The organism is Pararobbsia alpina (assembly GCF_965118125.1).
GTDB classification, from domain to species: Bacteria; Pseudomonadota; Gammaproteobacteria; order Burkholderiales; family Burkholderiaceae; genus Pararobbsia; species Pararobbsia alpina_A.
This window is the reverse complement of sequence record NZ_OZ221288.1, coordinates 1,823,601-1,837,130: the sequence shown is the minus strand read 5'-3', so window position 1 is coordinate 1,837,130 and position 13,530 is coordinate 1,823,601. Positions and strand designations below refer to the sequence as shown.

At 58.6% G+C, this 13,530-nt stretch carries 9 protein-coding genes; 4 read left to right on the top strand and 5 right to left on the bottom strand.

The features are described from left to right. Positions 1-253: 253 nt before the first annotated feature. Both ACMFWR_RS26275 and ACMFWR_RS26270 read right to left on the bottom strand, forming a co-directional pair. A complete protein-coding gene (locus ACMFWR_RS26275) occupies positions 254-745 on the bottom strand; it encodes a helix-turn-helix domain-containing protein (RefSeq protein ID WP_413195311.1) in 492 nt (163 codons plus the stop codon). Positions 746-873: 128 nt separating this feature from the next. Further along, the gene (locus ACMFWR_RS26270; protein ID WP_413195310.1) at positions 874-2,073 is read right to left on the bottom strand and encodes a porin; all 1,200 of its coding nucleotides are present in this window, start codon (positions 2,071-2,073) and stop codon (positions 874-876) included. Positions 2,074-2,749: 676 nt separating this feature from the next. Here ACMFWR_RS26270 and ACMFWR_RS26265 point away from each other — a divergent pair. From ACMFWR_RS26265 to ACMFWR_RS26255, 3 genes are all read left to right on the top strand, one after another. Further along, the gene (locus tag ACMFWR_RS26265; RefSeq protein ID WP_413195309.1) at positions 2,750-2,905 is read left to right on the top strand and encodes a hypothetical protein; all 156 of its coding nucleotides are present in this window, start codon (positions 2,750-2,752) and stop codon (positions 2,903-2,905) included. Between the two features lie 126 nt (positions 2,906-3,031). Continuing rightward, a complete protein-coding gene (locus tag ACMFWR_RS26260; protein ID WP_413195308.1) occupies positions 3,032-4,984 on the top strand; it encodes an SPFH domain-containing protein in 1,953 nt (650 codons plus the stop codon). A gap of 483 nt (positions 4,985-5,467) precedes the next feature. After that, positions 5,468-9,310, top strand: coding sequence for an ATP-binding protein (locus tag ACMFWR_RS26255; protein WP_413195307.1), 3,843 nt, complete (start codon positions 5,468-5,470; stop codon positions 9,308-9,310). 170 nt (positions 9,311-9,480) lie between these two features. Here ACMFWR_RS26255 and ACMFWR_RS26250 read toward each other — a convergent pair whose 3' ends face one another. After that, entirely contained in the window at positions 9,481-10,314 is an 834-nt protein-coding gene (locus tag ACMFWR_RS26250; protein WP_413195306.1) for an oxidoreductase, read from the bottom strand. A gap of 97 nt (positions 10,315-10,411) precedes the next feature. On the opposite strand from ACMFWR_RS26250, the gene ACMFWR_RS26245 reads away from it, so the two are divergent. Further along, positions 10,412-11,383: an AraC family transcriptional regulator N-terminal domain-containing protein gene (locus tag ACMFWR_RS26245; protein WP_413195305.1), complete on the top strand. Its 972-nt coding sequence runs from the start codon at positions 10,412-10,414 to the stop codon at positions 11,381-11,383. Positions 11,384-11,398: 15 nt separating this feature from the next. On the opposite strand, the gene ACMFWR_RS26240 is transcribed toward ACMFWR_RS26245, so the two are convergent. Next, positions 11,399-12,079 carry a hypothetical protein gene (locus ACMFWR_RS26240; protein ID WP_413195304.1) on the bottom strand — a complete coding sequence of 227 codons (681 nt, stop codon included), beginning with the start codon at positions 12,077-12,079 and terminating at the stop codon, positions 11,399-11,401. Beyond that, positions 12,080-13,525, bottom strand: coding sequence for an AAA family ATPase (locus ACMFWR_RS26235; protein WP_413195303.1), 1,446 nt, complete (start codon positions 13,523-13,525; stop codon positions 12,080-12,082). Positions 13,526-13,530 lie beyond the last annotated feature (5 nt).

The window sequence follows — 13,530 nt, the reverse complement described above, 5'->3', positions numbered from 1 at the left end:
AAACATCGATCGCATACGTGTGCAAGAAATGAATAAGAGTAACCGCGTGGTGAACATATTCTTGCGCTGCGATAGAAGTCAGTATCGATGATCAAGCGTGAGATTCAAGTTAATAAATCTTCACTCCGATGATGGAGTTAGAGACGTCAATGAAGACTCAGGGTCTTGAGGCGAGCAATGAAGTTGGTGATGAACCCGGCAATGAGCCCGGCAGTGGCGGAACAATGATTTCTTCCGCACCCTGGAAACGCGATCAAAACACGAGTTGTTGCTCGCTGATATCCAGCGCGTGTGCAAGACGCTCGAGCGTTCGGCGGCGCAGATGATCGGTGCGTTCACTCGCGGACAAGGTCGGTTGCGAGACGCCAAGGCGCCGCGCGAGGTCGTGTTGCGTGACGCGCAGATATTCGCGCCATGCACGCGCGCATGAGGCGCCTCGCAGCACGCGAATCACGACATCGTGGGGAATCAGTACATCGTTCGAGAGGTCTCCAGGCGCACGGATGTCCCGATGGCCGCACGCAAGCACAACGACGCGTGCGTCGGAAAACGACCACGCAACCGAAAGCGTCAGCCCGCGACAGCAGAGTTCAAACGTATCGGGGCTGGTCTGCGTGACGGGAATCGAAGCTGGCTCAGGCAAGTGCATGAGCGGGCACGCCGCGCATTCGAGGGCCATGATGCGATCCGGCGGCATGGCGCGCGCATGCTGTGTCGCATCGCGGGTCCAGTAGATATCGTTCATCGGGCACAAAAGGAAAACGGCATGACGGTGCTGGGGGCGCGTCATGCCGACCGAGGAAGGACTGCGTAAAGCTCAGTTTCTTGACTGCTTATCGCCCACAGGGTGCGGGTTCTTTTCGATCGGCCGGATCAGAACGACGTCATGATCCCGGCGAACACGCCGGTCTGGCTGTGACCATAGTTCGGCGCCGTGCTGTTGGCGTCGCCCGTGGCCGGATCGTTGTTGATGTTGGCACCGTACGGATCGCTGTATCCGTTGCCCAGGCCGACGTTCGACGTCGAGCTGTTATGCAGATAACCGAACTCCGTATAGAGGAAGGTGCGCTTCGACAGGTTGTACGTGGCGGCGAGGGTCGCCATGGTCGCGTTGCCGTTTCCGTTGTTCGCGTTCGCGTGATAGACCGCGGCCGTGATCAACGATGCCGGTGTCGCCTGCCATGCGGCGCCGACCCATTCGTGATTGACCTGGGTAGGCAGCGTCACGCCCGCGGGCAGCGCAGTCGGTACGCCTGCGGTGCCGTAGACCCCGACATTCGACGCATCCGGCGCGCTGAGGTGCTGATAGCCCGCATAAAGCTTGACCGGCCCGAACGTGAACGTGCCGCCGGCCATCACCGAGCGCGAGTTCAGGTAGACATTGTCGAACTCACCGTTGCCGTCACGAATCTCGTCGTAGATCGCGAGCAGCTCGATGCCCTGGATGTTGTATTCGACCTTGAGGCCGTCGGAACGTCCCTGCGTGCTACCCGGCAGACCGGAGCCCGGCGCGTTGCCGAGTTGTCCGGGCCCGCTGTTGCCCATATTCCAGCTCGAACTGTTGCCGAGATCGTATTGGCCTTTGACCACGAAGCCGTACATATTCGGTGATGTGTACTCGAAGCCGTTACCCGCTTGCGCCCAGTTGCGTCCGCGCACGAGCGTCGCGATCGCGTACTTCTGCATGACTTGCGGATCGATATCCCAGCTGTCTTGCGAGATCTCGCCCGCGCCGAGGTTGCCGAGCTTCAATGTCCCCCAGTTCACGTTTGAGAGACCCACCGTCGCGTGACGACCGAACAGACTGCCGTTGTTGTAGGCACCCGTCTGCGTATTGAGGCCGGCTTCGAGCTGGAAGATCGCCTTGTTGCCGCCGCCGAGGTCTTCCGAGCCTTGCATGCCGAACCATGATTCACCCCAGTCGCCGGTTTCAGCGGCCCAGCGGTGGCCAGACGGCAGACCTGCTTCGTATTCAAGACCATTGTCGATACGGCCATACAGCGTCACGCTGCTTTGGGCCTGGGCGGCGGCCGCCACGGCCAGCAACGTTGCGGCCAAAGCGATTCTTTTCATGACGTCTCCTTGTCGATGTTTTTTCGGGCTTCCGGCCTTGCGAAACGTCGCAAGAGCCGGCGGGCTTGTTCACTGAACTCACCTTGGGCCGAGTATAGGGAGACGTTGAATAAATGATTTTTTATGGCAATTCGAGGGTTAACTTGGATTTGAAAATGCGTAGTTTCATCAATGTGATGTGATTTTCATGAAATCAATAATATTGTGGTGTGTGATTGAGAAAAATCATTGAAATTCAATGCATTGGAGTCGTGATTGAATTTAATGAAAATGATTGGATGAAAGGTGACTTCAGTTTAATTATCACGATGACGGCACTGAGATTCTTTATATTTTAACGACTGGAAAGAATCATAGGTTTCTGACTGTGAGATGTCCCGTACGCGAAATCACCCGATGTCTTTCCGAAGCAACACCGTGTTCCGATGGCCCATTCGGCTCGACGGAAATCGACTGCATATCGATGTCCAGAACGCAAGCCGATGACTCGCGATCGGCGTCGTTTCGAAGGAATCCTCGACTCCGTGCAATCACTTGGACAGGTGCAAATCCGGGTACTAGAATCCAGATCAAGAAATTCGCGGACTCACGTGAAATCTTGAAACCGAACCGAACAGCAGCGTTTGTTTGGTCACACCACTTCGTGACGCACGCCTTGGCGACTCGCCTGGCGCGCATGGCAGATCGTTCATTTGCCAAGGCTCACGACCTCGGCGCGACATGCGGCGCATTGGCCGCGACCTGCGTCTACTTCATCGACACCATCATGACCATCGCTGAGCTTTCGATGCGGCGGCTTCCCTCATTCTTCACGGCGTCAGCCGGCACCTGACGTCGCATCCGGCCGCGGATCACTGATCCGCGCTTCCTGTTCCTTCAAGTCCTGATCCGGTTCTTCGGAACGCGGAGGACCGCTGTCGACTTCAGGAACGTGCTTCACGTCCTTTAAGAGAACAACATGTACGACTTCTTCAATACGGGTTGGGTGTTTGCGGTGCTTGGCGAACTGTCGATCGCGGCGCTGATTGCGCTCGTGGTCCTTCGCTCCGGCATGATCCGCTACGTTCCGAACGATTCGATCGGCGTCGTCGAGCGGCTATGGAGTTCAAAAGGCTCCGTCAAATCAGGTCTGCTGGCCGGGCAAGGCGAAGCGGGATTGTTGCCTGAAGTGCGTCGGGGCGGGTTTCACTTCTTCGCTCCGTTTCAATATCGCGTCCATATCCGTCCGATGATTGCCGTCACGCAAGGCAAGATCGGCTATGTGTTTGCACGCGACGGGATCGACTTGCCCGCGGGGCAAACGCTCGCCGACAACTCGCGCATTGACGACTTTCGCGATGCGCGCGCGTTCCTCGAACGCGGTGGCCAGAAAGGTCCGCAACGCAAGGTCCTGCGTGAAGGCACGCATATTCTGAATCCGGCGCTGTTTGTCGTGGTCACCGAAGACCAGATCTATTCGCTCTCGCTTGGCAAGCAGGAGTCGGACTACTACGGCCAAATGCGCGCCTTGCTCGACGAGCGTAGTGCGTTCTCGCCGATCGTCATCAAGGAAACGACAGGCACGCATGGATCGGATCAGATTGCCGTCGTGACCGTGCAGGATGGTCCTGGCTTGATGAAGGACGAACTGCTGGCCCCCGATGTCGGCGATTCGCATCACGCGTTTCAGGAACCTGAAGCATTTCTTGCCGCGGGTGGACGTCGCGGCCGTCAGGAACGTGTGCTCGTTGAAGGCACGTACTACATCAACCGGCTGTTCGCGACGGTCGAGCTATTGACGAAGACCGTGATACCGGTGGGTTTCGTCGGCGTCGTGGTGTCCTATACGGGTCGCAAGGGCGATGACGTGTCGGGCAGCGACTATAGCCATGGCGAACTCGTCGAAAACGGCAATCGCGGCGTATGGCGTGAGCCGATGATGCCTGGCAAATATGCATTCAACCCGTACGCGGGCAAGATCGAGCTGGTGCCGACGACCAACTTCGTGCTGATGTGGAAGTCGGGTGAGAGTGGGTCGAGCTTTGATTCGAATTTGCGCGAGATCACCTTGATCACGAAGGATGCATTCGAGCCGCTATTGCCGCTATCGGTCGTCGTGCATATCGACTACCGCAAGGCGCCGATGGTGGTGCAGCGCTTCGGCAATGTCGGACAGCTTGTGGATCAGACGATCGATCCGATGGTGTCGTCGTACTTCAAGAACGTGTCGCAAACGCGGACCTTTATCGAGTTGATCCAGTCGCGTAGCGAGCTTCAGGCGAATGCCTCGCTGGAAATGCGTGAGCGTTTCAAGGCCTATTCGCTCGAGTTCGAGGAAGTATTGATCGGCACCCCGAAGCCGCAAGCCGGCGATACGCAGATCGAAAACATCATGGCGCAGTTGCGTGAGCGACAAATTGCGCGCGAGCAGGTCGAGACCTTTGCGCAACGGCAAGTGGCCGCCGACAAGCAACGCGAGTTGAACGAGGCTGAGCAACGTGCTTCGAAGCAGAAGGAATTGACGGCGTCGCTCGTCGACGTATCGATCAAAGAGAACCAGGGTGCCGCGAGCGTGAAGGCCGCCGAGAAGCGTCGTCAGGAAATCGAGGCGCTGGCGCAGGCAGAGAAATTCCGCCAGGAACTCGAAGGCGCCGGCCGTGCATCAGCGATTAAGGCCGTGGGCGAAGCCGAAGCTTCCGCGATCAAGGCCAAGGCCGAAGCCCTTGAAGGCGAAGGTGCCGACAAGCAAGTCATGCAGGCCGTGATGATGCGCATCGCCGAGGCGCTGGAAACATCGCGCGTTCCGCTTGTGCCGCAGATTCAGGTCGGTGGCGGCAGCGGTGGGGAAGGCAATGCGCTTAGCACGTGGCTCGCTTTGATGAGTTCGATCAAGGCCAGCGAGTTGGTGAAGTCGGTCGACGAACACGCTTGATGTCCGAGGGCCCGTCGCGCGCATGCGAAATGCGTGCAACGGGCCCACGAGTAGGAAGCACCGAATGCGCGGTTTTTGCAGCGCGCGCTTGAATTATTTACCTGAGTGGCGTCAACGAAAGCGCGACGGAGCGAAATCACCCGGCAGAAACGCCCATTGCATGCCGCCTTGAGTTGCGCGAATGTTCCGGTGCTCTCAAGCTGAGCAGCGTCGATATCGCTGTTTGGCTGGCCAGAATCCAATGCGAAGCGGCCCCACAGTAAGTCGGCGCGGTTTATGCTTTATGCGCTGCTGCGCATGACGCGCAACGACGCCTGCTAGCAGGCGGGTTCGCCAGTCGGGAGACACGGATTGTCTGCAAGACACACGCACAGGGGTTCTGACGTCATAAGCCGAGTTCACGTCGAGCCGGCGCAAGCCTGCGTTGACGGACTCGACTCTGGCGCGCTCACGCATGTTGATGGCGAAGCCGTCGGCAACGAGATGGCGGCGCGGATCCGCGACTTCGACTGGGCAAAGACGCCATTGGGCCCGGTGTCTGGCTGGTCACCCACGTTGCGCGCAGTGCTTCCTATCGTCCTGGCCAACCGCTTCCCCCAAATCCTGTGGTGGGGGCCTTCGTACGTGCAGTTCTATAACGATGCCTATATTCCGATCCCCGGAGTCAAGCATCCGGACCGCGCGCTCGGCTTGCCGGGCAGCGAAGGATGGGCCGAGATCTGGCATGTGATCGGACCGCTGGTCGAGCGGCCGTTTCGCGGTGGCCCGGCGACATGGGATGAAGACATTCTTCTTGAGGTCGACCGGCACGGGTTCCGTGAAGAGAGTCATTTCACGATCGCCTACAGCCCCGTACCGGACGAAACCGCCGAGGGCGGAATTGGTGGCGTGCTGGGTACGGTCAACGAGATCACGCAAAAGGTCGTGGGCGAGCGTCGGCTCGTTCTGCTTAGTGAGCTCGGCGCGCGAGTTGCGGAAGCGAAGACGGCGGACGACGCATGCGCACTAACGGCCGAGGTGTTTGCGACGCACGACAAGGACGTCCCGTTCGTTCTGCTCTATGTGCTCGACTCGACCGCACAGCGTGCCCGCCTCGCCGCCTATGCGGGTGTTGAACCCGGGCAGGATTGCTGCCCCGCCTACGTGGACTTCGACGGCGGACACAACAAGCCCTGGCCGTTTGACGAAGCACTCCGGGACGGCGCGGTGCTCGTCGAAGGTCTGAGCCGGCGATTTGCTGATGTGCCAAGCGGACCGTGGAGCGATCCGCCGGACTCCGCGTTCATCATGAAGATCCCGTCGAACCGCCCGGGCGAGCCCGCAGGTTTGATGGTCGCCGGGGTGAGTGCGCGACTCCGATGGGATGAGCGATATCGCGACTTTCTCGAACTGACCCGGACTCAGGTTGCAACCGCGATCGCCAACGCGCGTGCTTACGAAGAAGAACGAAAGCGTGCGGAAACGCTGGCCGAACTCGATCGCGCGAAGACCGCGTTCTTCTCTAATGTCAGTCACGAATTCCGGACACCGCTGACGCTGATGCTGGGGCTGGTTGAAGACCTCATGTCTCGTCCCGGCGCCGTGAGTGCAGCTGTGCGTGATGATTTGCAGAATGTCGAGCGCAACGGTCTGCGCCTGCTGCGCCTGGTCAACAGCTTGCTCGATTTCTCGCGCATCGAGGCCGGGCGTGTCGAGGCCACGTACGAAGAGACAGACCTGGCGGCGATGACAGAGGACCTTGCGGCCGTATTTCGTTCCGCCTGTGAACGGGCAGGACTGACGCTGACTGTCGACTGCGGCACGTTGAATCGGAGGGTGTTCGTCGATCACGGGATGTGGGAGAAGATTGTCCTGAACCTGCTGTCGAATGCGTTCAAGTTCACATTCGAGGGCGGTATTCGCGTGAGCCTTCATGCGCGCGGCAACGCGGTGGAATTGCGCGTGCAGGACACCGGCACCGGTATTTCGTCCGAAGAGGTTCCGCGCGTGTTCGATCGGTTTCATCGTGTGGCGGGCGCACCCGGTCGAACGCATGAGGGCACGGGTATCGGCCTCGCTTTGACGCTTGAACTGGTCAAGCAGCACGGCGGCACCTTGCAGGTCGAGAGCCGGTTGGGCGAGGGCAGCACCTTCATCGTGTCGATCCCGATGGGTCGCGACCATCTTCCGGCGGATCGCGTCGGCACACGCGGTTCGGTCGATTTGCCGGGCGTGGGTTCGCGACCGTTCGTCGAGGAGGCACTACGGTGGTTACCGGATGAGATGTCGAATGCGATGACGTCGATGTCGTCGGATGGCGAGGCCCCGGCATCATCCGGGTTCCCTGCATCCGCCACAGCCTCCGCTTCCCGTGCGGCGCTACACGCGACACACGACCACAGGCCTGCGTACGTGCTGGTCGTCGACGACAACGCCGATATCCGGCAGTACCTGAACCGTCTGCTCGCAACGCACTACGACGTCGAAACCGCAGCGGACGGCGTTGCGGCGCTCGAAGCGATCGGGCGTCGACATCCGGACCTGATCCTGACCGACGTGATGATGCCGCGCCTCGATGGGTTCGGGCTGCTCGAGGCACTGCGCCGCGATCCGAAGACCGCGGGCCTGCCCGTCATCATGTTGTCGGCGCGTGCGGGTGAGGAGAGCCGGAGCGAAGGCGTCGAGGCGGGGGCGGACGACTATCTGATCAAGCCGTTCAGTGCACGTGAACTGCTCGCGCGGGTCGGCACGCATCTGAAGATGGCGCAGTTCAGAAAGCAGGCCCAGGAGGCACTGCGCCAGAGCAGCATTCAGTTCAAGACGCTGCTCGATCAGGCGCCGATCGGCGTCTATCTCGTTGACGGCAACCTGTGCGTGCGTGAAGTCAATCCGATGGCGCGCCCGGTCTTTGGTGATGTACCGGGTGGCGTTGTGGGTCGTCATTTCGACGATGTGATCCGCGTGCTATGGAACAAAGAGAAAGCCGATGAAATCGTCGGCCGGTTCCGCCATACGCTCTTAACGGGCGAGCCTACCGTCGTTCCGGAATGGTCCGAGCGGCGCATCGATCGTGGCGATGTCGAATACTACGAGTGGAGGCTCGATCGCATCGCGCTGCCGGACGGTGGCGACGGCGTGGTCTGCTATTTCAGGGACATTTCGAATCAGGTTCGCGCGCGCAAGCTCATTGAAGCGAGTGAACAGGCGCTTCGCGAAGCGGATCGCCGCAAGGACGAATTCCTGACGATCCTCGCGCACGAGCTGCGCGGACCCCTGGCGACGCTCGGCAACTCGATGAGCATCATCCGGCGTCATGAAGCCGACAGTCGTCTCGCGTGGGAAGCACAAGAGCGGATGGACCGGCAATTGCGGCACTTCGTGCGGCTTGTCGAAGATCTGCTCGATATGAATCGCATCACGCACGGCAAGCTGAGGCTGCGCGTGGAGCGCATCGAGCTGGGTACGATCCTGCGGGACGCGGTGGAAATGGGCCGCCCGATCGGCGAGGATATGAAGCGCGAGATCGTGCTGCATGTCCCGGATGAGGCGATTTATCTCGATGCCGATCCGGTTCGGCTTGCTCAGGTGTTCGGGAACCTGCTGAGCAATGCCTGCAAATACACCGAGCCCGGCGGGCATGTGTGGATCACTGTATTTCCCGGTGACAACGAAGTGCGTATCAGCGTGAGGGACGACGGCATCGGCATCCCTTCGCACATGTTGCCCTCGATATTCGATTTGTTCGTGCAGGTCGACGCATCGCTCGAGCGCTCGCGAGGCGGCCTCGGCATCGGACTGACGCTCGTCAAACGTCTCGTCGAGCTGCATCACGGCACGGTCGAAGTATCGAGTCAGGCAGGAAGCGAATTCATCGTGCGATTGCCGATCGCTGCGGGAGCGGAATCGGAGGCTGTGCCTCTCCTGTCCGTGCCGGCTGTCGTGATGTCCGAGTCGGCCACCGCTCGCAGCGTGGTTCGCAGGGCGCTCGTTGTCGATGACGATGTGGATTCCGCATGGTCGATGGCCTCACTCCTGGAAATCGCCGGGCACGAGACCCATACGGTTCACGACGGGATCCAGGCGGTGGCGGCTGCCGAACACTATCGTCCCGACGTCGTGATCATGGACATCGGCTTACCGGGTTTGAGCGGCCACGAAGCCGCACGCCGCATACGAACACAGTCCTGGGGCAAGAACATGCTGCTGATTGCCATGAGTGGCTGGTCGCAGGATGAAGACCTCCGTAAATCGCAAGAGGCCGGGTTTGATGCCCATCTTGTCAAGCCGGTGGACCTCGATGCGTTGACGGAATTGATGCGGGCGAATCCGGCGTCCAAAGCGATGTGATGGCGCCGATTCGGAACGCGCTGTGTCGTGCGCGTTCTCGAATCGGCGTGTGATGATGCGTGCGTGTCCTCGCGCTTCGGCGTCCATCGAAACGGCTGCCGCGTCTCGGGCACCCATCTCTTCCTCGTCCAGAACGGTCATGTCGCAACGCGACCTCGCGTTGTCGACGCTTAGCCATCGGTCGAAGCGGTGACCGTTTCCCAAGCGCGGATTTCCTTATCAAAAGCGGATAACTTCGCACGCACGAGTGTCAGCGCGTCGCTACCCAGCAGAAGATGCGCGGGCGGGTGGTCCGAGGCGATGGCGGCGAGCATGGCGCGCGCGGCTTTCACGGGATCGCCCAGTTGCTTGCCGCTTTTCTCTTCGCGCGCCTTGCGCACCGGATCGAAGATCGCGTCGTAGTCGGCGATCGAACGCGGTGTGCGGGTCATCGAGCGGCCCGCCCAGTCGGTGCGGAACGAGCCGGGCGCGACCGCGGTCACGGCAATACCCAAAGCCTTGACCTCTTTGCCAAGCGCCTCCGAGATGCCCTCGAGCGCGAACTTGCTGCCGCAGTAGTACGTGATGCCCGGCAGCGTGATGTGGCCACCCATCGATGTGATGTTCAGGATGTGTCCGCGGCGTCGTGTGCGCATGAACGGCAGTACGCCCTTCATCATGGCCACGGCGCCGAAGACGTTGACGTCGAACTGACGTCGCATCTCTGACAGAGGCGATTCCTCCATCACCCCCTCGTGTCCGTAGCCTGCGTTATTGACCAGCACGTCGATGGGGCCGACGCTCTGCTCAATCTCCGCGATCACACCGTCGATCGCCTCGAAGTCCGTCACGTCGAGCACACGTGCGTACGCTGAACCCGCAGCGAGTGATTGGAAGTCGCGCTTCGCCTCTTCGCTTCTGACCGTGCCGACGACCGTGTGGTCCGCCGCGAGCGCTTCTTGGGCGAGCGCACGGCCAAAACCGCTGCTGACGCCGGTGATAAGCAGAATCTTGTTCGAAGCCATGTGCTTCTCCTGTTGCAGTTGCAAATTGGAGATTGCATGTTAGTTTGATTGGTGGCAGCGTATAAGGCGCATTTCGCTGACTTTCTTGCCTAAAAATATGAGTCCTTCGCAAGCCACCGATGTCGATCCCGATGTGTCGCCGGCCATTCAGCGCCGCATGATCGCCCTGCTGCGCGAGCTGGCGCCGCTCGAGGGCTACAACCTCACAGCGCTGCCAAGCGTGCGTATCTTGCGGTCGGACCGCGCGTTGTCACGTACGCCCGTGCTGTATGACCCGGGCATCGTGATCGTCTGTCAGGGACGGAAAAAGGGGTACTTCGGCGACGCGCTCTATCTTTACGACGAGCGTCACTATCTGGCGGTGTCGGCGCCTGTTCCGTTCACGATGGAAACCGAGGCGACGTCCGATCATCCGCTGCTCGCGCTTTATCTGCATCTCGACTTTGCGATGGCCGCCGAGCTGGCGGAGCAGATCGATCGCGAGGGCGCATGCGGTGTCGAGCAGGCTGCGCAGAGCATGATGTCGACACCGATGGATGCGCAGATGCAGGTGTCGGTGTTGCGTTTTCTGGAGGCCTTGCATTGTCCGCTCGAGGCTGCCGTGCTGGGGCCGAGCCTGTTACGCGAGCTGTATTTCCGCGTGCTGACCGGCGCGCAGGGGAGTGCCATGCGCGAGGCGCTGGCGATGCGAGGGCAGTTCGGGAAGATCGGCAGAGCACTTCGATTGATCCACGCGGGCTATGCGCAGCCGCTCGACATCACGCAACTCGCGGAAGAAGCGGGAATGAGCGTGCCGACGTTTCACAGCCATTTCCGGTCCGTCACGCAGACGTCGCCGATGCAGTACGTGAAGTCGACACGCCTGCATCAGGCCCGATTGCTGATGGTCCGTGAATCGCTGACGGCCGAGGTCGCGAGTCATGCCGTGGGCTACACGAGCCCGTCGCAGTTCAGCAGGGAGTTCAAGCGCCTATTCGGACTGTCGCCGAGCGCGGAAGCGAAACGGATGCGGGAGAGTTTTGCGATCCCCGCCGCGTTTCCGGGGGCGGAGTTTGTGGCTTCGCATTGACTATGTCGACCGAAATCAGGCCTCGGCTAAGCACGCGTTTTCGGGGTCTTCTTCGAACTTGGGTAGCGAATCGACGAAGATTCTAAAGCTCTCGTTGTTTTCGTAGCACGCTTTGAATCCGTCAGCCTTTCTAATCGGTTTGCAATGCTTTCTATAGAAGGTCGAATTCTTTTCGTACTTCTTGTTGTCGGCCGCGAACGCGGTATGAAGGCGAGCTTCGCAATTAAGAATGGCGATAATATCCGCCGGTTTCTTTGCGTACAGAGGCAATATCCAGCATTCGAGTGAATGGACGCAAATCGCGAACGTTATGCGATTTTTGAATTTCTCGAAAACTTCGATCCCGATTTTTTTAATGATTTTATCTCGCACATCCGCCACAAGTTCTATAACCGTTTTATCACGACCTTCGACTTGCTTTTTGATTGCAAAGTTTTCGTGCTCGCAGACGTCGGTGTCGATTTGAACGATTAAATGATCGTTCATCGAAAATACTTCGTAAACCGCGGTCGGACGTTCAAAGAATGCAAAGACGTTTTCCCATCCACCGAAGTCGCCTTGGCGATTTTTATCGGTGGCATCAAGCACAGGTTGAATCGGAAGAGTCGTGACGTCGTTGCCGTATATTCCATTCAGAAGTGCTTCAAGGAATCTTTGATCGGTTCCGCCTTCACAAACAAGCGCAATCTTCTTCATTTAGAATTTCGTTGGAAGTCCGCCAATCAGGCCACGCATAAATGCTTCTGACATTTTCAGATGGGGGAGATTCTCGAAGGACTTTGGCTTGCGAATTCTTTCTGCACACGTCTCTCCGTCCATATTCCGACTCACGACAAACAGTCGCTGCTCGTCGTCATCCAGATTCAATCCATCCAGAATCGCGGGATTGTGCGTCGTGAGAATGACTTGCTTATCGTGCTTCTTGGCCAGAATGACGAGTTCGCTAACCAAATTGCGGCACAATGCCGGATTAAGCGAGGCATCGATGTTGTCGATTGCAAAAAATGCGGGCGTCAAATTACTGGAAAACAGTAGGAAATAAAAAAGAAGAAAGAAAAATCCTTCGTTCGCGCTCGATAGCTCAAAATGTCGACCTTCTTCTTCGACGTAGTAGTCGCGCAATTCAAGTGAATCTTCTTGCTTCTCTTTTCCAAGTCGCAGGCCATCGAACCAACCGAGCATGCGTAGTGAGCGGTCCACTGAATCCAGTAACGATCGGGCGCGGTGGACAGATTCTTCGTCGATGTCTTTGCCGCCAAGCGCTTCACTAAGGTAGAAGGCGAATAATTTGGAAACACCCTCACCTTTGATACCAAGCGGTTCGATTTGCGCTTCTGCATGCGACGCGCGTAGCACGGAATTCTCCGGCGAGTATGTAACAAATTCGCTCAGTTCGCGTTGGGCATCTCGATCTTGTGTCGCCAGAAGCGCTTCGGACAGAATTGCTCCTTCCGATTGGGAAAGCTCAATGGAGCGTGGCTCCGAAAACTCTCCCTTGTCTGCTTCGGCAAGAATGGGAGTCAGTTTTTCGTCTAAAGACTTAAGAACACGCACAAGATCCTCCAGCGCGGGCGTGTCCGCATTGGCGATCTTCTTAATTCCGTCGGTACCAACGGCATTGTTTTCAGAGACTTTGGGACTTCGCTTCGGTGCAATTCGCGTCAACGTCGACGATATCCTGGCGATAAATTCCGCTCCGCCCAAGTTTGGATCCAGTAGGGCAGTTGCACGCCATTTAGAGTAGGGCTTATTGTCATTTGCAATGGAATAGCCGATGCGGCCGCCGTTTTCCGCCGTGGCGGTCACCGTGATAGCTATTTTCGGATCATTCCCGGTGAACGCAGGGCGCATGTCAGCCGGACGTACAACTCGAATGCCACGCGACGCGAGAAACTCATTGTCAAGCTTGTTAGCCGCTGCAGCACCTGCCAGCGCGATAGCTTCAAGTATGTTGCTCTTCCCTGCCCCGTTCTCGCCAATGAATACGTTGACACGCCCCAGTTCGAGGGGAAGGTCAATGATCGATTTGTAATTCTCGATGTGGATATTGGATATCACGTTGGCTGAATATTCTTTGGCTGGCGGTGAGAGACTCGGTGAAGCAACCCTCCCGAAGCGCGCGGAGGCACGCAAGGATACCATTCGCA

Bases quoted from the DNA above. Each gene is read 5' to 3' on its own strand.
- ACMFWR_RS26275 (WP_413195311.1), bottom strand. From the start codon at position 745: ATGAACGATATCTACTGGACCCGCGATGCGACACAGCATGCGCGCGCC.
- ACMFWR_RS26270 (WP_413195310.1), bottom strand. From the start codon at position 2,073: ATGAAAAGAATCGCTTTGGCCGCAACGTTGCTGGCCGTGGCGGCCGCC.
- ACMFWR_RS26265 (WP_413195309.1), top strand. From the start codon at position 2,750: ATGGCAGATCGTTCATTTGCCAAGGCTCACGACCTCGGCGCGACATGC.
- ACMFWR_RS26260 (WP_413195308.1), top strand. From the start codon at position 3,032: ATGTACGACTTCTTCAATACGGGTTGGGTGTTTGCGGTGCTTGGCGAA.
- ACMFWR_RS26255 (WP_413195307.1), top strand. From the start codon at position 5,468: ATGGCGGCGCGGATCCGCGACTTCGACTGGGCAAAGACGCCATTGGGC.
- ACMFWR_RS26250 (WP_413195306.1), bottom strand. From the start codon at position 10,314: ATGGCTTCGAACAAGATTCTGCTTATCACCGGCGTCAGCAGCGGTTTT.
- ACMFWR_RS26245 (WP_413195305.1), top strand. From the start codon at position 10,412: ATGAGTCCTTCGCAAGCCACCGATGTCGATCCCGATGTGTCGCCGGCC.
- ACMFWR_RS26240 (WP_413195304.1), bottom strand. From the start codon at position 12,079: ATGAAGAAGATTGCGCTTGTTTGTGAAGGCGGAACCGATCAAAGATTC.
- ACMFWR_RS26235 (WP_413195303.1), bottom strand. From the start codon at position 13,525: ATGGTATCCTTGCGTGCCTCCGCGCGCTTCGGGAGGGTTGCTTCACCG.